Origin of the sequence: Citrobacter sp. Cpo069 (genome assembly GCF_030332785.1) — a bacterium.
GTDB classification, from domain to species: Bacteria; Pseudomonadota; Gammaproteobacteria; order Enterobacterales; family Enterobacteriaceae; genus Citrobacter; species Citrobacter portucalensis.
Genome location: NZ_JAOWHD010000050.1, coordinates 42,840 through 67,642, shown reverse-complemented (window position 1 = coordinate 67,642; position 24,803 = coordinate 42,840). Strand labels below are relative to the sequence as shown.

The 24,803-nt window shown below is 52.9% G+C and carries 22 protein-coding genes; 8 read left to right on the top strand and 14 right to left on the bottom strand.

All coding sequences use genetic code 11. From position 1 onward, the window contains the following. Positions 1-162 precede the first annotated feature (162 nt). A complete protein-coding gene (gene ansP, locus OGY08_RS12635; RefSeq protein WP_003833088.1) occupies positions 163-1,605 on the top strand; it encodes an L-asparagine permease in 1,443 nt (480 codons plus the stop codon). Positions 1,606-1,646: 41 nt separating this feature from the next. Here the strand turns inward: ansP and OGY08_RS12630 are convergent, their stop codons facing one another. The 4 genes from OGY08_RS12630 to OGY08_RS12615 all read right to left on the bottom strand — a co-directional run bounded on the left by OGY08_RS12630 (position 1,647) and on the right by OGY08_RS12615 (position 4,997). Then, positions 1,647-1,868, bottom strand: coding sequence for a YgdI/YgdR family lipoprotein (locus OGY08_RS12630; RefSeq protein ID WP_003020157.1), 222 nt, complete (start codon positions 1,866-1,868; stop codon positions 1,647-1,649). Positions 1,869-2,005: 137 nt separating this feature from the next. Next, positions 2,006-3,067 carry a 7-bladed beta-propeller protein YncE gene (yncE, locus tag OGY08_RS12625; protein ID WP_125363264.1) on the bottom strand — a complete coding sequence of 354 codons (1,062 nt, stop codon included), beginning with the start codon at positions 3,065-3,067 and terminating at the stop codon, positions 2,006-2,008. Positions 3,068-3,319: 252 nt separating this feature from the next. Further along, positions 3,320-4,363 (bottom strand): NADPH-dependent curcumin/dihydrocurcumin reductase, encoded by a 1,044-nt coding sequence (curA, locus tag OGY08_RS12620; protein ID WP_125363263.1) that lies wholly within the window; start codon positions 4,361-4,363, stop codon positions 3,320-3,322. A 58-nt stretch (positions 4,364-4,421) separates the two neighbouring features. After that, positions 4,422-4,997, bottom strand: coding sequence for a helix-turn-helix domain-containing protein (locus OGY08_RS12615; RefSeq protein WP_125363262.1), 576 nt, complete (start codon positions 4,995-4,997; stop codon positions 4,422-4,424). A 37-nt stretch (positions 4,998-5,034) separates the two neighbouring features. Here OGY08_RS12615 and OGY08_RS12610 point away from each other — a divergent pair, with 37 nt between their 5' ends. Both OGY08_RS12610 and OGY08_RS12605 read left to right on the top strand, forming a co-directional pair. Continuing rightward, on the top strand, positions 5,035-5,553 hold the full coding sequence (locus tag OGY08_RS12610; protein WP_048235335.1) for a GNAT family N-acetyltransferase: 519 nt from the start codon (positions 5,035-5,037) through the stop codon (positions 5,551-5,553). Further along, positions 5,550-5,999 (top strand): DMT family transporter, encoded by a 450-nt coding sequence (locus OGY08_RS12605; RefSeq protein ID WP_048235334.1) that lies wholly within the window; start codon positions 5,550-5,552, stop codon positions 5,997-5,999. The genes OGY08_RS12610 and OGY08_RS12605 overlap by 4 nt, the downstream gene beginning before the upstream one ends. Before the next feature lie 64 nt (positions 6,000-6,063). On the opposite strand, the gene OGY08_RS12600 is transcribed toward OGY08_RS12605, so the two are convergent. Continuing rightward, positions 6,064-6,297, bottom strand: coding sequence for a YdcY family protein (locus tag OGY08_RS12600; RefSeq protein WP_125363261.1), 234 nt, complete (start codon positions 6,295-6,297; stop codon positions 6,064-6,066). Positions 6,298-6,314: 17 nt separating this feature from the next. Then, the gene (locus OGY08_RS12595; protein WP_032943514.1) at positions 6,315-7,913 is read right to left on the bottom strand and encodes an ABC transporter substrate-binding protein; all 1,599 of its coding nucleotides are present in this window, start codon (positions 7,911-7,913) and stop codon (positions 6,315-6,317) included. A gap of 282 nt (positions 7,914-8,195) precedes the next feature. Here OGY08_RS12595 and OGY08_RS12590 point away from each other — a divergent pair, with 282 nt between their 5' ends. From OGY08_RS12590 to OGY08_RS12580, 3 genes are read left to right on the top strand one after another with little or no spacing between them, the layout of a single operon-like run. Then, entirely contained in the window at positions 8,196-9,503 is a 1,308-nt protein-coding gene (locus OGY08_RS12590) for an SrfA family protein (RefSeq protein WP_128316895.1), read from the top strand. Between the two features lie 4 nt (positions 9,504-9,507). Continuing rightward, positions 9,508-12,489 carry a virulence factor SrfB gene (locus OGY08_RS12585; RefSeq protein WP_060683725.1) on the top strand — a complete coding sequence of 994 codons (2,982 nt, stop codon included), beginning with the start codon at positions 9,508-9,510 and terminating at the stop codon, positions 12,487-12,489. After that, complete coding sequence (locus OGY08_RS12580) at positions 12,486-14,648, top strand: virulence factor SrfC family protein (RefSeq protein WP_125363259.1); 2,163 nt, start codon at positions 12,486-12,488, stop codon at positions 14,646-14,648. The genes OGY08_RS12585 and OGY08_RS12580 overlap by 4 nt, the downstream gene beginning before the upstream one ends. Before the next feature lie 19 nt (positions 14,649-14,667). On the opposite strand, the gene OGY08_RS12575 is transcribed toward OGY08_RS12580, so the two are convergent. Continuing rightward, positions 14,668-14,841 carry a GhoT/OrtT family toxin gene (locus OGY08_RS12575; RefSeq protein ID WP_003020198.1) on the bottom strand — a complete coding sequence of 58 codons (174 nt, stop codon included), beginning with the start codon at positions 14,839-14,841 and terminating at the stop codon, positions 14,668-14,670. 192 nt (positions 14,842-15,033) lie between these two features. On the opposite strand from OGY08_RS12575, the gene yncL reads away from it, so the two are divergent. Beyond that, positions 15,034-15,129: a stress response membrane protein YncL gene (yncL, locus tag OGY08_RS12570; protein ID WP_071524268.1), complete on the top strand. Its 96-nt coding sequence runs from the start codon at positions 15,034-15,036 to the stop codon at positions 15,127-15,129. A gap of 119 nt (positions 15,130-15,248) precedes the next feature. On the opposite strand, the gene OGY08_RS12565 is transcribed toward yncL, so the two are convergent. Further along, positions 15,249-16,028 (bottom strand): AraC family transcriptional regulator, encoded by a 780-nt coding sequence (locus tag OGY08_RS12565; RefSeq protein ID WP_125363258.1) that lies wholly within the window; start codon positions 16,026-16,028, stop codon positions 15,249-15,251. A gap of 101 nt (positions 16,029-16,129) precedes the next feature. Here OGY08_RS12565 and OGY08_RS12560 point away from each other — a divergent pair, with 101 nt between their 5' ends. Continuing rightward, complete coding sequence (locus OGY08_RS12560; protein ID WP_125363257.1) at positions 16,130-17,257, top strand: multidrug effflux MFS transporter; 1,128 nt, start codon at positions 16,130-16,132, stop codon at positions 17,255-17,257. 193 nt (positions 17,258-17,450) lie between these two features. Here the strand turns inward: OGY08_RS12560 and patD are convergent, their stop codons facing one another. From patD to OGY08_RS12530, 6 genes are all read right to left on the bottom strand, one after another. Then, positions 17,451-18,878, bottom strand: coding sequence for an aminobutyraldehyde dehydrogenase (patD, locus tag OGY08_RS12555; protein ID WP_003833127.1), 1,428 nt, complete (start codon positions 18,876-18,878; stop codon positions 17,451-17,453). Positions 18,879-18,899: 21 nt separating this feature from the next. Then, a complete protein-coding gene (locus tag OGY08_RS12550; protein ID WP_003020204.1) occupies positions 18,900-19,706 on the bottom strand; it encodes an ABC transporter permease in 807 nt (268 codons plus the stop codon). After that, entirely contained in the window at positions 19,696-20,640 is a 945-nt protein-coding gene (locus tag OGY08_RS12545; protein ID WP_008784840.1) for an ABC transporter permease, read from the bottom strand. Before OGY08_RS12545 ends, OGY08_RS12550 begins: the two co-directional genes overlap by 11 nt. Continuing rightward, the gene (locus OGY08_RS12540) at positions 20,641-21,657 is read right to left on the bottom strand and encodes an ABC transporter ATP-binding protein (RefSeq protein ID WP_125363256.1); all 1,017 of its coding nucleotides are present in this window, start codon (positions 21,655-21,657) and stop codon (positions 20,641-20,643) included. A 16-nt stretch (positions 21,658-21,673) separates the two neighbouring features. Then, positions 21,674-22,819 carry a putative ABC transporter substrate-binding protein YdcS gene (gene ydcS, locus OGY08_RS12535; protein ID WP_008784842.1) on the bottom strand — a complete coding sequence of 382 codons (1,146 nt, stop codon included), beginning with the start codon at positions 22,817-22,819 and terminating at the stop codon, positions 21,674-21,676. 327 nt (positions 22,820-23,146) lie between these two features. Further along, a complete protein-coding gene (locus tag OGY08_RS12530) occupies positions 23,147-24,556 on the bottom strand; it encodes an aminotransferase-like domain-containing protein (RefSeq protein ID WP_032943525.1) in 1,410 nt (469 codons plus the stop codon). Positions 24,557-24,803 lie beyond the last annotated feature (247 nt).

The following is a 24,803-nucleotide window of genomic DNA, read 5'->3' as shown; positions in this document are numbered from 1 at the left end:
TGCTGAATTCTTGTTATCGGGGCTTTGCGGAACCGAACAATTGAATGTAGGATGCTCGGCCGGCAGTTTTCCCCCGTAACACAATGAAGGGTAAGGCTGTTTTCGCCGCAGCAGGTGCGGCAAAAAGGATTTTGTATTTTTGTCAGGTCAACAGGAAAAGTAATGAACACAAACAACACGCAAGCCGCGGAACAACATGCGGCGAAACGACGCTGGTTGAATGCCCACGAAGAGGGGTATCACAAAGCGATGGGTAATCGACAGGTACAAATGATCGCCATTGGCGGCGCAATCGGTACCGGGTTGTTTTTAGGGGCTGGCGCACGCTTGCAAATGGCGGGTCCTGCTTTGGCGCTGGTTTATCTGGTGTGCGGTATTTTTTCGTTCTTTATACTGCGTGCGCTTGGTGAACTGGTTTTACATCGCCCTTCCAGCGGCAGCTTTGTCTCCTATGCTCGCGAATTTTTAGGTGAGAAAGCCGCCTATGTGGCTGGCTGGATGTACTTCATCAACTGGGCGATGACCGGCATTGTCGATATCACCGCGGTGGCGTTGTATATGCATTACTGGGGCGCATTTGGTGATGTACCGCAGTGGGTGTTCGCCCTCGGCGCGCTGGCCATTGTCGGCACCATGAACATGATCGGCGTGAAGTGGTTCGCGGAGATGGAGTTTTGGTTTGCGCTGGTCAAAGTGCTGGCGATTGTGATTTTCCTGGTGGTGGGTACCGTCTTTTTAGGCACTGGAAAGCCGCTGGATGGTAACGCCACCGGTTTTCACCTAATCACCGACAACGGTGGATTCTTCCCACATGGTCTGCTTCCAGCGCTGGTACTGGTTCAGGGGGTAGTTTTTGCGTTTGCCTCCATTGAACTGGTGGGCACCGCTGCTGGAGAATGCAAAGATCCGCAAACCATGGTGCCAAAAGCGATCAATAGCGTTATCTGGCGTATTGGTCTGTTCTATGTGGGTTCTGTCGTTCTGCTGGTTCTGTTACTGCCGTGGAATGCCTATCAGGCGGGGCAAAGCCCGTTTGTTACCTTCTTCTCCAAACTGGGCGTGCCGTATATCGGCAGTATCATGAATATTGTGGTGCTCACCGCGGCGCTTTCCAGCCTTAACTCTGGGCTGTATTGCACCGGGCGTATTTTACGTTCCATGTCGATGGGCGGATCGGCGCCTAAATTCATGGCTAAAATGAGCCGTCAACAAGTACCCTGGGCTGGGATCCTCGCCACGTTGGTCGTCTATGTCGTCGGGGTATTTCTGAACTATCTGGTACCGTCGCAGGTGTTTGAGATCGTGTTGAACTTCGCGTCGTTGGGCATTATTGCGTCGTGGGGCTTTATCATGGTCTGTCAGATGCGTCTGCGCCGGGCCATAAAAGAAGGTAAAACGGCAGACGTCAGCTTTAAACTGCCGGGCGCTCCGTTTACCTCGTGGCTAACCCTACTGTTCCTGCTGAGCGTTCTGGTGCTGATGGCGTTTGATTATCCGAACGGCACCTATACCATCGCCTCATTACCGCTGATTGCTATCCTGCTGGTTGCAGGCTGGTTCGGCGTTCGTAAACGCGTTGCAGAAATCCACCGCACCGCGCCATAACAGCAGAAGGCCTGACAGGTTACCCCTTCAGGCCTTCTTTTTTAGTTCGCTTCAATCAACTGCGCGACGTCGTTGCTGTTAATTTCCCGCGCATTCCCATCCTGATCGGTATAGCTGGTCATTCCCGTGTCTTTATCCAGTTTTGGTTTACCCTGGGTGGTGATGGTTTGTCCGCTTTTCGTCGTCATGACGTAATCGGTGGTGCATCCTGCAAGGGTAAACAGCATTACGCCTGCACAAAGACAGATAAATGGCTTTTTCATGGTATTCCTGCGTTATTCAGTTAGCCGTTGAGGGCGTAGTGTAAGTCCCTGAAGTGGGTGAGGCTACTGGCGGGGTGTAACGAGGCGTATCGTGGGGTTTAGAGAAATGACAGGAGGGGTTTCCCCCTCCGGATGTTTTATAGCGCAATACGAATAACATCGTCCGGCTGGGTGGCTTCCTGCTCGCGGGTAGATTTCTGTTTCACGCTGACATACAGGGTTTTACCATCGGCGGAGAGCGCCAGGCTATTCGGGAACGTTGGGGTCTCGAATGTTTTGACGACTTTATAGCTTTTCGCGTCGATCACACTCACTTTACCGGCCTGGCGATGAGTCACGTAGGCTTCATTACGCGTTGGGTTGAACAACACGGCCAGGGATTCCGGCGCGGCTACTTTTGCCAGTACATTGCCATTACGGGTATCGATTACCAGCACTTCCGCCGCTTTAGAGTCGGTGACAAATGCGCGGTTGCCCGCTGTGTCCAGGCTCAGGTTGATAAAGAAATGCTCTTTCCCGTCATCCAGCAGTTTTTTGCGGCTGAGAATTTTGTTAGTGGCGGTGTCAATGGTAATGAATTCACCGTCCGCATTGGCGGTGTACAGGCGTTTAGCCTTGCTGTCGACAGCCAGAGCGGTGCTCATTTTGCCGGTATGCTGGATGGTGTTCTTCAGCTTGATCGTCTCACCGTCCACCACCCAAACCACGCTCTCTTTACCAATACCGCTAATGTATACCGTGTTGGTAGCATCATCGGCGACCAGCTCACGCGGCTGCAGCGGGCGAACGTCTTCAGAACGTTTACGCGCATCCAGCACCAGACGTCCTTTCACCGCACCCGTTTTGGCATCCATCGCCGTTACCGCGCTGTTTACCGTATTGCCGAACCACAGCGTTTGCGTGGCGTTGTTGATGGTGGCACCAAACGGTTTGAGATCGTTATGAATCACCTGGGTCACTTCGAGGGTGACCGGGTCAAGACGATAAACCACCCCGCCGGTATCCAGTTTGCGGCTCTGTGAGGTCGCCAGCCACAGCGCGTTCTCTTGCTGGCTGTACGCCATTTCATAGGCACCTTTGCCGACGGCTTTGCGCAGCAGTTCTTCTGCAGCCTGCGTAGTAAAAGATGATGCAACGAGCAGTGAACCTAACAGTAAAGAACCACGCAGACGCGGCGAAAACAGATGACGTAAAGACATGACGACTCCCTTTGATAAATTCGTTTGTTACTGCTTCACATAGCTTCAATGAGCAAAATCATGGTTTTGCCTTTTTAGGAATGAGAATAGTAATCATTATTTATCTCAATGTGGAGTGTTTATTCGCTTTCGGGTAGTAACCTTCTTATTTTCTCCATGAATACCAGATAACGACATTGGCATTTTACCAGGCCTACATTTTGTACGAAGCAGGCCTGGTTACAGGCATTCACCGTCTTCCACCTTTACGCATCAATCCTCAGCAAGACGAATCACTACCTTGCCGAAGTTTTTGCCAGTCAGCAGACCGATAAAGGTTTGTGGCGCATTTTCCAGACCGTCGGTCACCTGCTCGCGGTAGTGGATTTTGCCCTCTTTAACCCAGCGCCCCATCTCCCGCTGAAACTCATGAATACGGTGTCCATAATCCTGACCAATGATAAAACCCTGCATGCGGATACGCTTTTTCAGCAGCGTTGCCATTAACAGCGGTAATCTGTCAGGTCCGGCCGGAAGCGACGTTGCGTTATAACCGCTGACCAGGCCACAAAGCGGAATCCGCGCTGAGGTATTGAGCAATGGCAGAACGGCATCAAATACTTTTCCACCGACGTTTTCGTAATAAATATCAATACCCTGCGGGCAGGCTTTTGCCAGTTGTTGCGCAAAATCTTGTGCGTGGTGATCGAGACAGACATCAAAACCCAAGACCTCGGTGGCATGTCGGCATTTCTCTGCCCCACCCGCCACACCGATCACCCGACAACCCTTAAGCTTACCGATCTGCCCGACCGTTGCGCCAACCGGCCCGGTTGCGGCAGCTACCACCAGCGTTTCCCCGGCTTTTGGCTGACCGATATCCAGCAGGCCCATATAAGCGGTAAACCCCGGCATACCCATAACTCCCAGCGCCCAGGAGGGATGCTCGGGATGCTCGGGATGATCGCCAAGCTTCACCAGCCCGTTGCCGTCGGAGATGTCATAGTCCTGCCAACCGCTGTAGCTCAATACCCATTCGCCTGGCTGGTAGTCCGGATGGTGGGATGACACCACGCGACTTACGGTACCCCCCACCATAACACCACCAATCTCTACTGGTGGTGAGTAAGATGGCTCATCGCTCATGCGGCCACGCATGTAGGGATCAAGGGAAAGATAAACGGTGCGCAACAACATCTGGCCTTCGCCCGGTGTTGCGACTTCATCTTCTTCAAGACGGAAGTTCTCTGGGACTGGCGCGCCATGTGGGCGGGAAGCCAGTACCCAACGACGGTTACGATTAGTCTGTTGACCCATGATGTGCTCCTCTGCTTTTGGCATGAATCCATCAATAGTAGCAGCCCATTCCTGCTATTTAGCTGACGACGTGATTTAACCGCACAACCAGGTAAACGCAGGGTTGCGCGGCTTCATTGATAAACCGACAGTCATTCGGCGGGCCAAGTTCCAGGCAATCACCTGCCTGCATTTCATGGCGTGCGTCCCCTTCGACAAAGATTAATTCCCCCTGCTGTAACCAGATAAGTTGTCTGGCCAGCACATAGGAAGAGGCTGGCATCGGGATATCACTTCCGGCGGGTAATTCGATCTGCACCAGATCGATAGGCAGATCGCTGCGTGGTGAAACATGGCGGCGCAGATAGTGACTTTGTGGATCGTGCCAAACAGGCTGATCGACGAAGCGCAATAGCTTACCCTCCTGCATTTCAGCCCGCGCAATCAGGGTAGACATGCTGATGCCAAACGCGCCGGAAAGCCTGCCCAGCAGCGTAGCCGTTGGACTACTCTCGCCGCGCTCTATTTTATGGATCATGGCCCGCGACACACCCGCGCGCTCGGCAAGTTCCGTGAGTGACCAACCGCGAGATTCCCGCTCAATGCGAATTCTTGCACTGATCCGTTGATTTATGCTGTCTTCAATAGTATTCATATTGTAATACTATAGTGAACAACCCCTGAGGTTCAACATGTCAATTCGATTTGCCAGCAAAGAAGACTGCGCCGCCATTGCAGAAATCTACAACCATGCGGTACTGCATACGGCGGCTATCTGGAACGATCAAACGGTCGATGCCGAAAACCGTATTTCCTGGTATGAAGCCCGCCAATTGATGGGGTATCCGGTGCTGGTGAGTGAAGAGAATGGCGTGGTTACAGGATACGCCTCCTTTGGCGACTGGCGTAACTTTGATGGCTTCCGTCATACCGTTGAACATTCGGTGTATGTTCATCCTGAACATCAGGGAAAAGGGCTAGGACGGGCACTGCTCAGCAGACTGATAGACGAAGCCCGCGCATGCGGCAAGCATGTGATGGTGGCAGGTATTGAGTCTCAGAATCAGGCATCACTGCATCTGCACAGCTTGCTGGGTTTTAAAACCACCGCGCAAATGCCGCAGGTTGGAACCAAATTTGGCCGTTGGCTGGATCTGACCTTCATGCAGTTACAGCTAGACGATCGCCGCGATCCGGATGCCCGTAGATGAACCAGACGCTGACCCTCTCCTTTCTGATTGCCGCAGGTATTGGTCTGGTGGTGCAAAATACCTTGATGGTACGCATCACCCAGACGTCTTCGACGATCCTCATCGCCATGTTACTTAACTCGCTTGTCGGGATCGTGCTGTTTGTCAGCATACTGTGGTTTAAGCAAGGAGCTGTGGGATTTGGAGAACTGGTATCCAGCGTGCGCTGGTGGACACTCATCCCCGGATTGCTGGGATCGTTCTTTGTTTTCGCCAGCATCAGTGGGTACCAAAATGTGGGTGCCGCTACCACTATCGCGGTGCTGGTTGCTAGCCAGTTAATCGGCGGGCTGGTGCTGGATATTCTACGTAGTCACGGCGTGCCGCTGCGGGCGCTGGTAGGTCCGGTCTGTGGCGCGGTGCTGTTGGTCATCGGGGCGTGGCTGGTGGCGAGACGTTCATTTTAATTGCCTGACGGCGCTTCGCTTATCAGACCTACAGAACGTGCCTGTAGGTCGGATAAGTGAAATATCAGAGGATTGTGCCGCCTTTGGTCAACTGTTCGCGACGGGCTTCCATATCTTCTTTATGCTGACGGCCATGATGTGCGATAGCCGTACGCAAACGCTGTTGCTGGGTATAGCGGTCTTCCCGGCTCAACGCGATATCATCGCTGAGCTCAATCAGCAATTCATTCATATGCGTAATGACGCTCTCTTCAATGGCGGTATCAACACGTGCGCTGACCTCATCCAGATGCGACATAACCTCTCCTTAACTCATTAATTTAATTTTGCTTTTGAAAAATCACTGCCCATCAGGCTGACGCTGTATCCGCTGACGTTGCTGCGCGTAGCGTAGAACGTTTTACCGTTTGCCAGAGCTATCCACGGAGCCTGCTGGTAGAAAATCTCTTGCGATTGCTGGTAAAGCGCGGCGCGCTCTTCCGGTTTACTCACCAGCTTCGCCTTTTGAACCAGCGAATTATACTCTTTATCGCACCAGCGCGCGGCGTTAGATCCGGTTTTTATGCTGTCGCAGCCCAGCAGCACATCGGCGAAGTTATCCGGATCGCCGTTGTCTGACATCCAGCCAAACAACGCGGTGTCATGCTCACCTTTACGCATTCCGGAGAGATATTCCCCCCACTCGTACGACACAATTTTCGCCTTCACGCCCACCTTTGCCCAGTCGCTCTGGATCATCTCAGCAATCCGTCGGGAGTTCGGGTTGTAAGGGCGCTGAACCGGCATTGACCACAGCGTCGCTTCAAAGCCGTTTTCCAGCCCCGCCTGCTTCAGCAGATCTTTCGCCTTTTGCGGGTCGTAAGCGTAATCCTGCAGATCTTTATTGAAGCCCATCATATTCGGCGGAATCGGCGATTTCGCCACCGTACCGGAACCTAAAAAGACGGCGTTAATAATGGCCTTTTTATCGGTCGCGTAGTTTAGCGCCTGACGCACCAGCACGTTATCAAACGGTTTTTTCTCGGTATTAAACGCCAGATATCCGACGTTCAGCGCTTCAACCGCATGCAGCGTCAAATCTTTATTCTTTTTAATCTCGTCAAACTGTACGGGGGCTGGTGCCGGGATTATCTGGCACTCATTGGTTTGCAGTTTTGCCAGCCGCGTCTGGACGTTTGGCGTGATTGAGAAGATCAGGTGCTTCGTTGGAACGGCGCCATCCCAGTAGTTCGGGTTGGCAAGATAGCGGATTTGCGAGTCCTGCTTGTACTGTTGCAACACGTAAGGCCCGGTGCCAATCGGCCAGTTATCGACGTTTTCCGGGGTGCCTTTTTTCAGCATCGCGTCGGCATATTCCGCAGAAAGGATAGAGGCAAAATCCATACCCCAGTCGGCAAGAAACGCAGCATTAGGTTCATTGAGGACAAACTGAACATGATAATCATCGACCTTCTTCACTTCTTTAATCAGTTTATCCAGACCAACATCGTTAAAGTATTCGTAGCTTCCCTGAGAAACCTTGTGATACGGATGATCGGCATCTTTCTGCCGTAATACCGAGAAAATCACGTCATCTGCGTTGAAGTCGCGGGTCGGTTTAAAGAATTTATTACTGTTGAATTTCACGCCCTGACGCAGGGTAAACGTATAAGTCTTACCGTCCGGGGAAATCGTCCAGTCCGTCGCCAGAGACGGTATCGGGGTATTCTTTACCGGATCAAAGTTGATGAGTCGGTTGTAGAGCACCTGTGAACTGGCCACAAATGAAGGACCTGAACTGGCGATTTGCGGGTTAAATGACTCCGGAGATGCTTCAGAGCAATAGATGATGGTGTCAGTATTGGCCGCGAACGCAGCGCCTGACGGTAAGACGGCGCTGAGAGCCAGCGCGAGTAACGTTTTCCTTGCAATCATGGTTATAAGCCTTCTTATTTTATTATTAACAGGGATATCAGAGCATAGCTGACAAAAACTGACCAATAACAAATCACTATCAGGTTATTCTAATCCGGTGTATTTCGCTGAATAATTCATCACTCCAAGCGAATTAATTTACCTTAAGTCTTTTTCAAAACGTCAAGATTTTTCCCGGCACTCTATGCCATGAAAATTAGCCCCTTTTTGCCTCTCTTTCGCCGTTTGCTCGTTTTTATAAAACGTAAAGTAGATACGTGAAGAAGTCTAAGGGGTAACAACGTGGCAAAAACTCTCTTGCGCAGCGGCAATTTGGATGACTATCAGGCCGTGGGCGGCGGTGGTCAGGCCGTGTTTGATTCAGCATTGCAAATTCGTGAAACGCTTCGTCTGCGTAAACAGCAGGCGATGGTGGATTGTCTGGCGATCCCACAAATTAACGACAACGGCGATCGGGTTGACTGGTATTCCCCGATAGAAGGGAAAGCCGTGGCGTGGAAAGCCGCTGATGAAGAAGCACGTTTTCGTGCGCTGCGCTATCTGGGGAGCACGCTGGAAAATGCGGCGTCCCTGAGCCGTAAAAGTCTGCAATCGGGGAAAACCTCCCTACAGCTGTTTGGCTCACTGCTCGAAAAAGCCATCCAATTTCCCGGTGAAAATCACGTGTTTCTGGTTGATGGCAAACCCGTTATTACGTTCTGGGGCTTCGTCAATCTGAATGAAAATCCCCGCGACGATGTGCTCGACTGCCTGCGCATTGCCGATGTTCCTCCTGTGGTTACCGTAGCAGAGCCAGAACAGGAAGAAGAAATCGCACCGGAAATTACCTTTGCCGAGGCCGATGTCCCCTTACTGACGCCGGTCGTTGATCAGCCAAAACCGGCTGAACCTGAACCTCAACCCCCGGTTATTGTTAACGAACCTGAAGTCACTGCGCCGCCGGTACAGGAGAAGCCCATACGCCGCCTGCCGCTGTGGAGCCTACCCGTTGTCGCAGTGATTATTGCAGCCATCGTTGGGCCGCTGCTGTGGAAGCAACAGACCACCCAGCCCGTACCCGCAGTCGCCGCTATTGAAGTCGCTAAGGTTGATATGGCATCGCTGCCAGCACTGACATCTGTACTGCCCCTGCATCGTGCTGAAGTGACTCCAGCTGCGAAGAAAGAGAAACCTGTCGAAGGACCGGTGGTGATTGCCGCAATTCCAAAAGATGCGCTGGTGATGGATGCCAACCAGATGAAGGCAGGAACGACGCGTTTTCTCAACGGTAACTGGCGCGTCATGGTCGATGTTAAAGATCCGGTGAGCGGCAAAGCGCCGTCGCTGCGCTATCAGATCCAGGCCAATAAAGGCACTGCGCGCGTGGTGCATGGTGACAATATTGTTTGTCGTGCCGAGATTTTCTCCGGTTTGCACCAGTCGGGTGAATTAATGATTAAGAGTCGCGGCAATGCCCGTTGTACCGACGGTTCACGTTATCCGATGCCTGAAATTACCTGCAAAGCGGGAACCAATGACGTCGCCGCCTGTACCGCGCGTTATGACGATCACGCGGAAATCCCTCTGACGATCAAAAAGATAGGTGCCTGATTTTATGTTGGTGAATCTGTGTGATTACAAACAGAGCGTGACGCTCATCGCCAATAGCGGTGTGCAATTTCTGGATTTCGGCCTCACGCCGCAGGAATCTGCGCACCATGGACGCTTTGTGCGCAAAACGGCAAACGGTCCGCTACTGAGACTAGACTTCGATCTGACGTCAGGACGCTATACCCTACCGGGCAGCACCGGCGCGCAACCCGAAGTGGTGAAGCCGGAAAGCACTCAGACGCTGCACTATTCGCTGGACGTGCTCGACGGCGTCTGGCTGCCGCTGCCGTTTTTGCGCTTTAACCCGCCGCGTACGTTTGTTGAAGGTCCGGATAACTGGGCACGCGTGCAGGTGCGAAAGCTGCCGCAGCCGGACAGCGCGGGCAACACCCACCGTGTTACCGTAGCGCTGGACAGCCAGCTTACTGAAAATGCCCCTGCGGCGTTAACCCCCAACGAAAATGATCTGCTTAACGGTACACGGTTTGCGCTGGCCTGGCATGACAACGAAATTGCTGATTTCCTTGACCAGACCTGGATTGACGGCTGGTTGCGCGAATCTTTTATGCACCATGTCACCCAACATGAGAACCGCTCAGAACAAGAGATCCAGCAGGCGCTGCGTAACTTTGAATACCAGGCGCACTGGCTGAATGTGCTGACCCTGTTAGGTGAGCAGCTTTCCGTCCCGGAAGTGAAACTGGTTACGCACACCCTTAGCACACCCGCCATTCCCGTCGATCTTATTTTGGATATCGGTAATACCCATACCTGTGGTGTCCTGATTGAAGATCACGGGGATGCCAATGACGGGCTGCGTCAGACCGCTGAATTGCAGGTCCGTTCGTTAAGCGAGCCGCAGTTCCTCAACGATCCGCTATTCACCAGTCGGCTGGAGTTTTCCGAAGCACGCTTTGGTAAGCAGCACTTTTCCGTTGAGAGCGGACGTGATGACGCCTTTATCTGGCCGTCGATTGTGCGTGTGGGTGATGAAGCCCGTAAGCTGGCGATGCAGCGTATGGGCACCGAGGGCAACAGTGGGATCTCAAGCCCGCGCCGCTATCTGTGGGATGAAACGCCGGTGTTACATGACTGGCGCTTTAGCCAGATGAATGGCAAAACCCAGCGCGAACCGCTGGCTACCGCCTTCCCGCTGATGAACCTGATGAACGATGACGGGCAGCCGCTGTTCAGCCTGCCGCAGGACGATCGTCTGCCAGTGTTCTCACCACAATACAGCCGCAGCACGCTGATGACGCATATGCTGTGCGAAATACTGGCCCAGGCGCTGGGGCAAATTAACAGCGTAGCGACGCGTTTGCGCCTCGGATTCCCGGCGTCTCCTCGTCAGTTGCGGACGCTGATCCTGACCCTACCGTCGGCGATGCCCAAACAGGAGCGTGAGATTTTCCGCCTGCGCATGTTTGAAGCTATTGCCCTGGTCTGGAAAGCGATGGGCTGGCACCCGCAGGATGAAGACTTCACCACCCGTAAGCAGCAGGAAAAGAGTGTGGTTCCCGTACCTGAAATTCAGATGGAATGGGATGAAGCCAGCTGCGGGCAACTGGTGTGGCTGTATAACGAGGCTATCTCACACTACGATGGCCACACCGAATCGTTCTTTAACGCCCTTGCCCGCCCGGACCGTTTGCCGGAGCCTGGTGAGACTAAAGGTCGAGCACTGCGCGTGGCATCGATCGACATTGGCGGCGGGACAACGGATATGGCCGTCGTTCATTACCAGCTTGATGACGGCGTTGGCGCGAATGTCAAAATTACCCCGCATCTGCTGTTCCGTGAAGGTTTTAAAGTTGCGGGCGATGACATGCTGCTGGACGTGATTCAGCGCTGCGTGTTGCCTGCGCTGCAAACCCGCTTACAACAGGCTGGCGTGACCGACGCCGCCGCATTGCTGGCCACGCTGTTTGGCGATTCCGGGCGCATCGATACTCAAGCAATTCTGCGTCAACAAACGGCATTGCAGCTCTTTATGCCGCTCGGTCATGCGGTCCTCTCTGCCTGGGAACAAAGCGATATTAACGATCCGGTCGCCGGGCTACATGCCACCTTTGGCGAACTCCTGAGTCAACAACCCACGCGCAACGTGATGAACTACATCCAACAGGCTATCGATCATGCGTTGCCTGCAGGGTCGCCAGCGTTTGATGTTCTGAGCGTGCCGTTACAGGTACAGTTCAGGCAGTTACAAGAAGCACTATTGGCGGGGCAATTTACCCTGACTTCCCCACTGCACGCGGTTTGTGAGGCCATTTCACACTATCGCTGCGATATCTTATTAGTGACCGGCAGACCCGCCTGTTTACCCGGTGTACAGGCGTTGATCCGCCATCTGCAACCTGTTCCGGTTAACCGTATGATCTGGATGGATAACTACCGCGTGCATGAGTGGTATCCGTTCAGCCAACAGGGGCGGATTGGTAATCCCAAATCGACCGCAGCAGTAGGCGCTATGCTGTGCAGCCTGGCGCTGGATTTGCGTTTGCCACGTTTTAACTTTAAAGCTGCCGATATCGGCGCTTACTCGACCGTACGCTTCCTCGGTGTGCTGGATAATACGGTCAATACTCTGCGTGATGAGAACATCTGGTATCACGATATTGATCTGGATAAACCTGGGGCGAAGCTGGATGCCCGGTTGCATTTCCCGTTACGTGGCAACGTGACGTTAGGATTTCGGCAACTGGCAAACAGCCGCTGGCCTGCCACGCCGCTGTATACGCTCAGCATAAACTCTGCCGAACTGGCAAAAACTATCGCCGGAGATGGCGTGTTGAATGTTCGGCTGCAGCTACGCGGCGGCAGCAAAGAAAGTGGCCCGGAATTCTTCATCCTGAGTGATGCCTGGTTACAGGATGGCACCCCCGTTGCCGCCAATGCCTTAACGTTAAAACTGAATACGCTGGCAGACCGTCGCCATAGCGGAAGCCATTACTGGATTGATAGCGGGAGCGTGTACCTGAAATGAGTAAGATGTTAAATACCGCGCAGGCCGCCATCGAGTGGGTGGTAGATACCCGTCAACGTGCGGCGCGTCTTGATGATGAAGCGGATGCCCTGCTGGCACAGCTTACGCTAGCCGCAGTGAGTGAATCTACGTTGAAGGAGACCTTTTCATCGCAAGGATGTATAGGGTTATACGGACACTCACAATCGGCAAAAGCACATCTACTGGCAGCATTGTGCTGCAATGCCACTGGCAAAGTGAATATTGTTACCCCGGATCGCAGCTTTGATTATTTCTCGCATATTAATCCGGGCCATGCACCAACCAATATGGCGATCCGCTTTACGCGCGATGAAAATCCGCATGATAGCGAATTGCCGTTGCGTCTGCGATTACTCAGTGAAGCCGAACTGGTACAGCTATTTATCGCCCAGTTCAGCGCGCTCCCGGGCAACCGACAGGTCGAGAAATCGATTATTGAGGCGCGCCTGGAAAAATGGCAAACGCTGCGTCAGCGTCACCCGGTGCCGGGCATTACCGCACATGATGTTGCGGCAATTGGTCGTTTCTGGCGCTCCTGCGTACCGGCAAACCAGCAGCAAATTGACGATGCACTATGGTATCAGTTTGCCACGTTGCTGCCCGCACTGGACCTGACTACCCGGGCAAACGCCTGGGCGTTACTGTGGGGTGAACAACCAGAGCTGACGCAGCAGTGGCTGGCGCTGGCGCACACGTTGCAACAAACCGGACACGCGCAAGAATTAGCGGCCCCGCTGAGTCTGCTGGTTGATCATTTTGGTTTACCGGCCGAAAGTTTCCTGACCCAGGTGGCATTGACCAGCAATAATGAGACGCAAAGCGATGTGGTGGTTCATCCGATTGAAAATCATCAGTTGCTCAATGCGGTAAGTCTTTCTTTGTCGTCACTGGCGCTGCTCACGCGCGAGCTGGTCCTGACGGTTGAAGACTCGGTGCTGGAGAATGTCGATCTGCTCGATATTCCCCTCGCCCCGGATGCTCATCCTAACCCACTGTGGCAGGCAAAATTAGGCTGGATTCTGGAACATTATCGCCAGCACCTGCAACCGGATGTGCTCTTAATCTGCAACGCGGTCTCTGCCCGCGCCCAGACGCCTGCCATCACCCGCAAGCTGTTGGGCTGGGTCAACGATACCCAACCTGTTCATGATGCCGCATTACCGGGCGTGGTTTGGGCCATTACCCCGCAGGATGCGCGTTTTAGTACCCAGCAAAACCTTGATGAATCCGTGCAGCAATTGATGGGCAAGCCCGGGCTGCATTGGGGTACGTTGCAGGCGCTGGATAAACATAGCTTACAACGTCTTGTCGAATGGCTGACTCAGGCAACCTCACCACAGCAGCGCCAGGCCAGGCTGACTTCTCTACGCGAGCAGCATCAACAGCGCATCCGCGAAACTCTGATAAGCTGGATTAATCCCGCTCAAGCTGAATCGGATAGCCACGAGTCGGTGATCCGCCAGTTACAGGCGCAAGCGGCAAAACATGGCGAACTGCTGGATGGTTTGCTCCCGCCGATGCGCATTTTTGAGTCGCTGCTGCGTATTCAGCAACCACGCGAGGAGCAGGTAAGCGGTTTATTTAATGAAGAGATTGACCTGTTTGCCGAAGTGCGTGACACACTACACTCGCCGGAAAGTCAGGAGACCGGATATCAGGCACACAAAATGTGGATTAACCACGTGCGCCAGTGGTGTCGCGATGAAAATAATGCCCGCCGTTTACGACTCGATCCCCGTACGTTAAGGCTGGTTGCCGACATTCTCGTCACCACCAGCTATCGCCTGGAGATGCCACAACGCTTACAGCGCATTATGCAGCGAGAAAACGTCTGTGCCGCGCAGTTACACGCCGATATTGGTGATTTTATTACCTGGCTTGGATTTGCCGACGTTGCTGAGGAACAGCGCCCTGCCAGCAGGATCCAAAAAGGATCGGCTATTTTTAGCGCGCCGAAGCAATCGCCGATGCTACGCCTGACGAAGCTGGATGAACAACCCTCGCATGGTGCAAGCCGTTACGTTTACGACTGGCTGGTTGCCTTGTACACCCGTGCGAATGAGAATGCGGGATATCAGCACCCACAGGATGTCTCTGAAACCGACAAAAAACGATTAGATGCCCTGCTTTTCTCCTGAAACGGCGTATACGCCGTCATCAGAAAAGAGAAAACATCAGCGCAACGGGAAAACTCATCGGCCAGGTCGCCCCGACTAATACCGCGCTAAGAAAGCGGATCCGCTTTTTATCGCGGGAAAGAAACCAGGTGATGATTGCCGTGATGACGGCCATCACCGCATAAAAAACCAACATTTTTTGGTATAGGGACATTTAAGGCATCCTGGCCAGAAGAGAAAATCGCGCGCAATATGCTATTTTTCATGACTCACATCAAGTTTTATTAATTAATTTAAGAAAAACGGCTGTAAAACAACCCATTTTCATTATGTTCAGAATTCGTACTATTGCGGATAGTTATAAGCCGTACTATACCCATAAGGGTTAAAACGAAAGGTGGCAAAAATGAATGTTTCCAGTAAAACTGTGGTGCTGATAAATATATTTGCTGCTGTAGGACTTTTCAGTCTGATATCCGCAAGGTTCGGCTGGTTTGCTTGATGTAACGCTTCTTGATTAATTGCAGCGTCCGCTGGCAGAGAGGATCTTCTCTCTGCCATCAGTAAACAATCTTCCCACTCTGCTATCACTGGGTAAATTATCCTTAATATGTAATACCCCTAATCCTTCTGCGGCATTATATTGCCCGAATAACGGCCAGGTGTTGTGCCGGTATGTTGATGGAAGAAAGCAATAAAAGCACTGTCGCTGACAAACTCCAGATATTGCGCGACCTGGCTGATATGGCATCCATCAGCCAACATTTCCATGGCTTTTAACAACCTAAATTGCTGCCGCCAGTCCTGATAATTCATCCCGGTATCCCTGATAAATATTCGGCTGATCGTCCTCTCGCATGCCCCAACCTGTCGGGACAATTGATTCAGTCGTGGTGGCAATTCACCCATGCGTAATCCCTTGAGCCACGCGTTGAGCCGTGGATCTGAGGGGTACTGCAATGTCCAGTTTTCACTGCGGGCGGCACGCATTTCCTCACAAAAAACGGCAATGAGGCTGGACTGCTGTGCGGCAGGCATTTCCCATGGCCAGAAAGCCATACGTTCTATCACTTCAAAAAACAGCGGATTAACTTCGACTATCTGCAGCGGTAACTCAGATAACGGCAATGTGGTTGAAAAATACAAAGAGCGATAAGCCATCACACCACGCATTATGGCGCGATGTACCGTGCCTGCCGGGATCCAAACCGCACGACGTGGCGGTAGCAGACACAGGGCCTGCTCCAGCTCAATCGTAATACTTCCCGCTGCCGAAAAAAGTAGCTGATGACGAAGATGACTGTGCCGCCCGGAATCATGTACCCCCATATCGGCAGCAATACCGATTACCGGTTTATCAAAGCTATCCGCATCAAAAGCATCATCAGGGGCAATTTTCATTATCTGTCTGATATTTGATATTTAAAGTCCTGATAATGGTAATACGACATATCCCTTTCAGCAATAATGCCCGCCTGTTTTCTGTCTCTCTGGATATTGCTATGAACACACTTCGTCGCCCATCGCTGTGGCTTCTTACGCTACTGATTATGTTTCCACAACTGGTGGAAACCATTTACAGCCCGGCATTGCCGGGTATCGCTACCTCTTTTCACGTAAGCAGTGAGCGCGCGGCTCAAACACTCTCCGTTTATTTTGTTGCCTTTGCCGTCGGCGTAGCGATGTGGGGTTGGCTAAGTGACTGCATCGGACGACGTTGGGCGATGTTGGCAGGGCTTATCTGCTATGGAACAGGTTGCGCATTGGCCGTTGTTGCCACCGACTTCAGCGTTTTGCTGCTGGCACGGATGATCTCCGCCGTCGGTGCGGCTGCGGGGTCGGTCGTGGTACAGACCATGCTAAGGGACAGTTATGAATCAACTGCGCTATCCCGCGTCTTTTCCGTGATGGGGGCCGCGCTGGCATTGAGTCCAGTTTTTGGCCTGCTAAGCGGAGGTTGGTTAGTGAGTCTGTACGGCCATACCGGTGTCTTTGTTGCCCTTGTGCTGTTGGCGTTGCTACTGCTAATACTGACAGCGACCATGCTGCCAGAAACCCGGCCCGAACATACGCTCAGCCCGAAGCTTGCCGCGCTATTTTCCCGCATGATGCGGGACAGTGAGTTGCGGAAAAACGCCATGCTGGTTGCCCTGCTGAACACCATGCTGTTTAGCTATTACAGCCTGGCACCGTTTCTTTTTGGGCAATTAGGATGGAGCTCCAGAGCCTTTGGCTGGACGGGGTTGCTACTTGCGTTTGCTTCTCTGTCAGGTAGCCTGCTGAACCGAAGACTGTTAACGACAGGTCTGACGCCGGAGCGACTGGTACGTTATGCCTGTGTGCTGGCAGTGTTGTCAGGTCTCGTCGCATGGTGTTTACAGCACTCCGCGTGGATCCTGATTCCGGTGTTCGGCGTGGTGATTGCCTATGGTATCGCCATTCCCAATGTGCTGAGTCAGGCGCTGCGTCACTACCGTGAACAGGTCGGGGCCGCCGGTGCTTTGTTCGGATTAAGCTATTACCTGTTACTTGGGATGATGCTGGGTTTAGCAGGCATGGTGCAGCAACTGGGGCTGGTTCTGAGCGTCTGTGCCCTACTCGCCTGGCTTTGCAGCCTGGGCCGCAGATAAACCCGATGGCGATCCTGAAAGCACAAAGCCCCGGCTATATGCTGGGGCTTTGTTGTATCAATTAGCCTGACCTCGCGGATATTTCCAACTTACCGCCGTCCGATGGCGACGAGGCCAGTGGCGCGAATAGTATAGACACACGTATGCCAATATTTAGCTATCCGTGCCCCATTCGCCGATCGCGCTTAAGATATTACTCATGCTTGATCATAACATGGCGAATAACCGTGTAATCCTCCAGCCCATAAACCGACATATCCTTTCCATAGCCGGACTGTTTTTGCCCACCGTGCGGCATCTCGCTAACCAGCGTGAAATGGGTATTGACCCAGGTGCAACCATATTGCAGGCGAGCGCTAAAGCGATGCGCTCGCCCAACATCCCGGGTCCAGACGGAGGATGCCAGGCCGTATTTCGAATCGTTGGCCCATGCCAGCACCTGATCTTCATCATCAAATACGGTCACGCTGACCACCGGACCGAAAACTTCCCGCTGTACGATGGCATCGTCCTGCTTCGCCCCAGCAAGCAGCGTCGGGGCAAAATAGTAGCCTGAACCATCCACTTTTTTACCGCCGGTGATGACCTTAATATGGCCCAACGCTTTAGCCTCATCGACCGCTTTAGTCACGCGATCGAGATGTGCCTGCGAGCTCACTGGTCCCAGCTCGGTCGATTCATCATTCGGCGGACCGATTTTCAGGCTGGCAACGGCGGCGCCAAGTTTTTCGACCAGTGCATCATAAATGCCTTTCTGGGCATAGATTCGGCAAGCGGCGGTACAGTCCTGCCCGGCGTTGTAATAACCAAAGGTCCGCACGCCGCTCACCACTGCATCCAGATCGGCATCATCAAAAATGATCACCGGAGCTTTTCCGCCCAGTTCCATATGCGTACGCTTAATTGACGGCGCGGTGTGCTGAATAATGTGTTCGCCGGTTGCAATGGAGCCGGTCAGCGAAACCATACGCACTTTTTCATGACCGGTCAGCGGATCGCCCACCGTTTTACCGCGACCAAACAGCACGTTAATCACGCCAGCCGGATAAATGTCTTTGGCGAATTCGGCTAATTTAAGCGCTGTCAGAGGAGTAATTTCTGACGGTTTAATCACCACGCAGTTCCCCGCCGCCAACGCTGGAGCCAGCTTCCACGCCGCCATCATCAGCGGATAGTTCCACGGCGCAATAGAAGCCACCACACCCAGCGGATCACGGCGAATCATCGAGGTATGCCCTTCCAGATATTCACCGGCCGCCTGTCCTTGCAGGGTACGCGCCGCACCGGCAAAGAAGCGGAAAACATCGACAATAGCGGGAATTTCATCGTTGAGAACACAGTGCAGCGGTTTACCGCAGTTAAGTGATTCCAGCTCAGCGAAGGTTTGCGCGTTATCAGCAATAGCATCCGCCAGTTTCAGCAGCAGTTCAGAGCGGACTTTCGGCGTGGTTTGCCCCCAGGTGGCAAACGCGGCGTCTGCCGCACGTACAGCGGCATCAACCTGCATGGCTGACGCCTCAGCAATCTCCAGAATGAGTTCACCAGTGGCAGGGTTATAGACTGGCTGCTTTTCACCTTCACCGTTGACCAGCTCGCCATTAATCAGTAATTGATGTTGCATAGCAATTTCCCATATCGTCGTTTATTTACCGTTTCCGGCGAGAGTGTCGCCTTCACGCGTTAGCCACCAGGCCCCTAAAATTGGCAGTGTTGTCACCAGCATTACCAGCAATGCCACAACGTTGGTGACAGGCACATCCCGTGGACGGCCCAATTGATTGAGCAACCACAGAGGAAGTGTTCTTTCATGTCCGGCGGTGAACGTTGTCACGATGATTTCATCAAACGACAAGGCAAACGCCAGCATCCCCCCCGCCAGAAGTGCCGATGCCAGATTTGGCAGCACGACATAACGAAAGGTTTGCCAGCCATTGGCGCCAAGATCCATAGACGCTTCGACCAGACTCCATGAGGTACGGCGAAAACGCGCCACAACGTTGTTAAACACCACCACCACGCAAAACGTCGCATGGCCCACTACGATCGTGAGAAAACCCGGTTCCAGGTTGATGGTTTTAAACGCCGTCAACAGCGCAAGGCCGGTAATAATGCCCGGCAGCGCGATCGGCAACAGTAGCAACAGCGATATTGCACTTTTGCCAAAAAAATCCCTACGCCACAGCGCGGCCGCGGCCAGCGTCCCCAGAACAAGGGCAATAGCCGTCGACAACGCAGCAATTTTAAGTGACAACGTCACAGACTCCAGGATATCGCTACGCTGCGCCGCAACGCTAAACCACTTCAGCGTTAATCCCTGTGGTGGAAAACTAAAAGCAGCCTCCTCAGTATTAAAAGCATAGGTGGCGATGATGAGGATGGGAAAGTGCAGGAAAATAACCCCGCCCCATGCCGCCAGTTTGAGTAGCCAGGGTGCGCGTTCAGAGTGCATCGAAAGCTCCCAGACGCTTCACGAACGCCAGATACAGTGCGATTAACACAATCGGCACCAGAGTGAATGCCGCCGCCATCGGCATATTGCCGATCGCCCCTTGTTGCGAATACACCATGTTGCCGATGAAATAGCCCGGCGGTCCCACCAGTTGCGGCACGATAAAGTCACCCAACGTCAGAGAGAAGGTAAAAATCGAGCCCGCGGCAATACCCGGTATCGCCAGTGGGAGGACCACATAGCGGAAGGTTTGACGCGGACGCGCGCCCAAATCAGCAGAAGCCTGTAACAGCGACGGCGGAAGTCTCTCCAGCGCGGCCTGTACCGGCAGGATCATAAACGGCAGCCAGATGTAGACGAACACCAGGAAACGCCCTAAGCCTGAAGTCGACAGCGTATTGCCGCCTACCGCAGGCAGCGTCAGGAACGAAAGCAGCAGCGGTTCCAGCCCGAGATGGGTTAAAAACCACTGCGCCACACCGTCTTTAGCCAACAGCAGCGTCCACGCATAGGCTTTAACGATGTAGCTGGCCCACATTGGCAACATGACGGCAATGTAAAAAAAAGCCTTCATTTTGCCGCTGGTATAGCGCGCCATATACCACGCCATCGGAAACGCCAGAATCGCGCTGGCGATGGTGACCGCTACCGCCATCGTCAGAGTGCGCAAAATGATGTCGTAGTTAGCGGGATTAAACAGCGCCTGCAAATTCGCCAGCGTCAGGTCTGGTGTGACCGACATGGTGAAATCGTCGAAGGTATAAAAACCTTGCCACAACAGCGTCAGTAATGAGCCAAAGTAGACGATGCCAAACCACATCAGCGGTCCGAGGAGCAGCAAAAACAACCCCAGCCCCGGATTACGCCAGAAGTAACCTGAGATCCGGTTCAGGCTTGTCGACTGTGGAGGCGAATGTAAGACGTTCATAGCCATTCACCTCTCCTCAACCAGCGGTACCATCACGTCGCGTGACCAGGATGCCATCACCTGCTGACCTGGCGACAACGTTGACGGTAGCATTTCTCCCGTCAGGTTCGCCTGGCTAACCAGCAATTTTTCCCCTCCGGCGAGTTTTAGCTCAAACCGCGTCGCCGCGCCCTGGTACTGCACCGCCTGGATAACTCCCGTAGCCTGGACTTCTCCCCCGGCATCATTCAAACGAATATGTTCCGGACGCAGGGAGAACATCCCCTGTAGCCCGCAAACGTTCGCCGACATCGTCGCATCGAAGACATTTGACGTCCCGACGAAACTTGCCACAAACGGCGTACGTGGACGCATATACAGTTCACGCGGAGAATCTACCTGTTCAATGCGACCGTTATTAAACACCGCCACACGATCGGACATCGACAGGGCTTCACCCTGATCGTGGGTAACAAAAATGAACGTGATGCCAAGAGATTGCTGTAATTTTTTCAGTTCCAGCTGCATCTGTTCACGCAATTTAAGATCCAATGCCCCGAGCGGCTCATCCAACAGCAGGACGCGCGGCTCATTGACCAGCGCCCGGGCAATCGCCACGCGCTGACGTTGCCCACCGGAAAGCTGCGACGGTTTACGCTCATGCACAAAACCGAGTGCGACCTTATCCAGCGCTTCACGTGCTTTCGCGTGGCGCTGTTTTTTATCGATGCCTTTGACCATCAGCCCGTAGGCGACGTTGTCGAGAATCGACATGTGCGGGAACAACGCGTAATCCTGAAATACCGTATTGACGTCCCGTTCCCAGGGCGGCAATTCGCTGGCCTGCTTACCAAAAATGGTAATTGCGCCGCCTGACAGCTGCTCAAACCCGGCAATCAGGCGCAGACAAGTGGTCTTGCCGGAGCCGGATGGCCCCAGCATAGAGAAAAACTCACCGTCGTTAATCGCAATACTTACCCCATCAACTGCACGAACATCCCCATACAAACGCGAGACGTTATGAAACTCCACTGCGTACGTCATAAAACCCCCAGTGGAATTAACGACCGCCCATAATGGCGATGTAATCCTGCGTCCAGCGACTGTAAGGAACGAATTTTCCACCTTCGGCAATCGGCGTTTTCCAGAAGGCAATTTTGTCAAAGTAGCTATAGCCGTTGGTTTCACAACCCTTTTCACCCAACAGAGGGCTGGCTTTACAACCTTCAGGTACCACTGGCAGAGAACCAAACCAGGCCGCTACGTCGCCCTGTACTTTCGGGGTTAATGACCAGTTCATCCATTTGTAAGCACAAACCGGGTGTTTCGCTTCACTGTGCAGCATGGTGGTATCAGCCCATCCGGTAACCCCTTCTTTTGGGAAAACCGTGGCAATTGGCTGACCTTCGCCTTTCAAGGCGTTAGCCTGATAAGGCCAGGCGCTTGACGCCACCACGCCTTCGTTTTTGAAATCGCTCATTTGCACGGTGGTATCGTGCCAATAGCGATGGATCAACGCGTGCTGATCGCTCAGGACTTTGATCACCGCCTGATACTGTTTTTCAGTGAGCTGATAGGGATCGGTAATACCCAACTGCGGCTGAGTGGCTTTAACGAATAACGCGGCATCGGCAATATAGATCGGGCCATCGTAGGCCTGAACGCGCCCTTTATTGCTTTTCCCATCCTCAAGTTTTTGCTCAACAAACACCACGCTCCAGCTATCCGGCGGCGTTGGAAAAATTTTGGTGTTATACATCAGCAGGTTTGGTCCCCACTGGTACGGTGTGCCGTAAACTTTTCCGCCAACGTTAAACCATTCGCCTTTTACCACGCGTGGATCGATGGTTTTCCAGTTAGGGATCAGCGCGGTATTAATTGGCTGAACGCGTTTTCCCATAATCAGGCGCAGTGAGGCATCACCAGAAGCGGTAACCAGGTCGTAGCCGCCTTTTGCCATCAGGCTGACCATTTCATCAGATGTGGCTGCCGTTTTTACATTAACCGCGCAGCCGGTATCTTTCTCAAACTGTGAGACCCAGTCATATTGCTTATCGGTTTGCCCACGTTCGATATAACCCGGCCAGGCAATAATATCCAGGCGGCCTTCCGGTTTATCTAATGATGTGGGGGGTTCGGCTGCCTGCGCAGTCATCAGCGTCATACTGAGTGCGCACAGGCTACTGAGGGCAAACTGCTTGCTCATAACGTCTTACTCCTGTCTAAAAAATATTGAGCGGCAGCCTTGCCGTAAATATATGTCCTTTTCTAAAAATAGTCGGGGTGTTGTAAGCGTTCCTGCTGGCGCAAGGAAATTTAATCAGGTTGTGAGCTAACGCTCATTACGCTACAGACTCTGACCTGGGGGTAATCTTCTGGAGTATAGACAAGGAGTTAGACGCAGAGGTGGCAATAGTAATAACTATTGATATTTTGTATGGACGCACCCGATATAAATAATACCGTGGTTCAGCATTCACTATTTCGAAAATAAGAACACGCTATTCATTTATATTGAATAGCGCGTTATGGTTTATTTCATCATTTCACGAATTAATTTACCAAGCTGTTTTACGGCCTGCTCTTCGCGATCTCCCCAGTGCCATGCCGTATTAAAACGAAAAAAACGTGTCCAGCTTCCCGAGGTCGAGAACATTTTCCCCGGCGCAATACTGATGTGGTGTGCCAGCGCATGGGTACTGAGCACACCGGCATCAAGCGGTTCCGGCAGCTCCAGCCACAGAAAATAACCGCTGTCGTTGTGGTGAATTTTGACTTCCGCCGGAAGATGACGCAGCAGCGTTTGCCAGGCCTGTTGTTTACGTTCCGCCAGTTGCCGACGCAAGCGCCGCAGATGCGCGTCATAGCGCCGGGTTGAAAGATAATCAACAAGGGCAAGCTGCATAGGCGAACTGGTAGATAAGGTGCTCATTAGCTGGAGTCGCTGAATACGCCGGGCATGTTTCCCTGCTGCTACCCAGCCAATACGAAATCCTGGTACCAGACACTTCGAGAAGGACGAACAATGCAGAACGCTGTCGGCGCGATCCCAGGCTTTGGCGGGCAACGGTTTTTCGCGGCCAAAGTACAGCTCGCTGTAAACATCATCTTCAATCAGTATTACGTGGTATTTTTCCAGCAAGGCAACCAGACGCGCCTTTTTCTCTGCGCTGAGCGTAAAACCCAGTGGATTTTGGCTGTTTGTCATTAGCCAGCAAGCTTTTACCGGGTACTCCTGCAACGCCTGCTCCAGCGCGGTGAGATCGATCCCCTCTTTTACGTCGGTGGCAATCGAAAGCGCCTTCAGACGTAATCGCTCCAGGGCCTGCAACGCCCCGTAAAAACAGGGGTTTTCGACAATTACCCAATCACCCGGTTCGGTGACTGCTTGCAGGCTCAGGTTGAGGGCTTCCATCGCGCCGGTGGTGATGACGATTTCATCAGGTGAAATGGTCATCCCCTGTTGAGCATAGCGACGGGCAATGGCATGACGCAGCTCAGCATTCCCCGGCGGCAGGTTTTCAATCACGCTCATGGCGGTGGCAGTTTTACTCACCTGCGCCAACGAGCGATTCAACTGCTGAAGTGGAAACAGACGCGGGTCGGGGAATGCGGAGGCAAAGGGCATCACTGACGCATCCCGGCTGGCCTGCAACATATCAAAAATGTAGGTATTGATATCCACTGCTTCATCGCGCATGACCTGCACCTGCGGCGCAGCAAGTTCACGTTCGGGGCGCGCGGCGACATAATAACCAGACTGCGGTCGGGCAATAATCCGCCCCTGGCTTTCCAGCAACTGGTATGCGTGTCCGACGGTCATAAAACTCATTCCGCTGCTGACCACCTGCTCACGCAAGGATGGCAAGCGATCGCCTGGCTGCCATACGCCAGACGCAATTTGATCGCGAATTTGCTCTGCCAGTCGCTGGTACTTTTTCATTTTTCGTCCTGATTACCGGTGTCGGTGACAACCACTGTGTATATCAGTTTACATAATCAGGGTATTTTATTTAACTGTTATAGTTAACAGTTTTACAACATCGGTAATGACAGTTCTTTGCCTACGGCGCGTATTTCAAGAAGAGAACGCTATTCAATAACAGGAATCAAGCTTCCGGATTTCATATCAGCGAGTGCAACTTATAACAGCGCTGCAACTGTTATGGTTAAAAAGAACTGTTCTGTTT

Bases quoted from the DNA above. Each gene is read 5' to 3' on its own strand.
- ansP (WP_003833088.1), top strand. From the start codon at position 163: ATGAACACAAACAACACGCAAGCCGCGGAACAACATGCGGCGAAACGA.
- OGY08_RS12630 (WP_003020157.1), bottom strand. From the start codon at position 1,868: ATGAAAAAGCCATTTATCTGTCTTTGTGCAGGCGTAATGCTGTTTACC.
- yncE (WP_125363264.1), bottom strand. From the start codon at position 3,067: ATGTCTTTACGTCATCTGTTTTCGCCGCGTCTGCGTGGTTCTTTACTG.
- curA (WP_125363263.1), bottom strand. From the start codon at position 4,363: ATGGGTCAACAGACTAATCGTAACCGTCGTTGGGTACTGGCTTCCCGC.
- OGY08_RS12615 (WP_125363262.1), bottom strand. From the start codon at position 4,997: ATGAATACTATTGAAGACAGCATAAATCAACGGATCAGTGCAAGAATT.
- OGY08_RS12610 (WP_048235335.1), top strand. From the start codon at position 5,035: ATGTCAATTCGATTTGCCAGCAAAGAAGACTGCGCCGCCATTGCAGAA.
- OGY08_RS12605 (WP_048235334.1), top strand. From the start codon at position 5,550: ATGAACCAGACGCTGACCCTCTCCTTTCTGATTGCCGCAGGTATTGGT.
- OGY08_RS12600 (WP_125363261.1), bottom strand. From the start codon at position 6,297: ATGTCGCATCTGGATGAGGTCAGCGCACGTGTTGATACCGCCATTGAA.
- OGY08_RS12595 (WP_032943514.1), bottom strand. From the start codon at position 7,913: ATGATTGCAAGGAAAACGTTACTCGCGCTGGCTCTCAGCGCCGTCTTA.
- OGY08_RS12585 (WP_060683725.1), top strand. From the start codon at position 9,508: ATGTTGGTGAATCTGTGTGATTACAAACAGAGCGTGACGCTCATCGCC.
- OGY08_RS12580 (WP_125363259.1), top strand. From the start codon at position 12,486: ATGAGTAAGATGTTAAATACCGCGCAGGCCGCCATCGAGTGGGTGGTA.
- OGY08_RS12575 (WP_003020198.1), bottom strand. From the start codon at position 14,841: ATGTCCCTATACCAAAAAATGTTGGTTTTTTATGCGGTGATGGCCGTC.
- yncL (WP_071524268.1), top strand. From the start codon at position 15,034: ATGAATGTTTCCAGTAAAACTGTGGTGCTGATAAATATATTTGCTGCT.
- OGY08_RS12565 (WP_125363258.1), bottom strand. From the start codon at position 16,028: ATGAAAATTGCCCCTGATGATGCTTTTGATGCGGATAGCTTTGATAAA.
- OGY08_RS12560 (WP_125363257.1), top strand. From the start codon at position 16,130: ATGAACACACTTCGTCGCCCATCGCTGTGGCTTCTTACGCTACTGATT.
- patD (WP_003833127.1), bottom strand. From the start codon at position 18,878: ATGCAACATCAATTACTGATTAATGGCGAGCTGGTCAACGGTGAAGGT.
- OGY08_RS12550 (WP_003020204.1), bottom strand. From the start codon at position 19,706: ATGCACTCTGAACGCGCACCCTGGCTACTCAAACTGGCGGCATGGGGC.
- OGY08_RS12545 (WP_008784840.1), bottom strand. From the start codon at position 20,640: ATGGCTATGAACGTCTTACATTCGCCTCCACAGTCGACAAGCCTGAAC.
- OGY08_RS12540 (WP_125363256.1), bottom strand. From the start codon at position 21,657: ATGACGTACGCAGTGGAGTTTCATAACGTCTCGCGTTTGTATGGGGAT.
- ydcS (WP_008784842.1), bottom strand. From the start codon at position 22,819: ATGAGCAAGCAGTTTGCCCTCAGTAGCCTGTGCGCACTCAGTATGACG.
- OGY08_RS12530 (WP_032943525.1), bottom strand. From the start codon at position 24,556: ATGAAAAAGTACCAGCGACTGGCAGAGCAAATTCGCGATCAAATTGCG.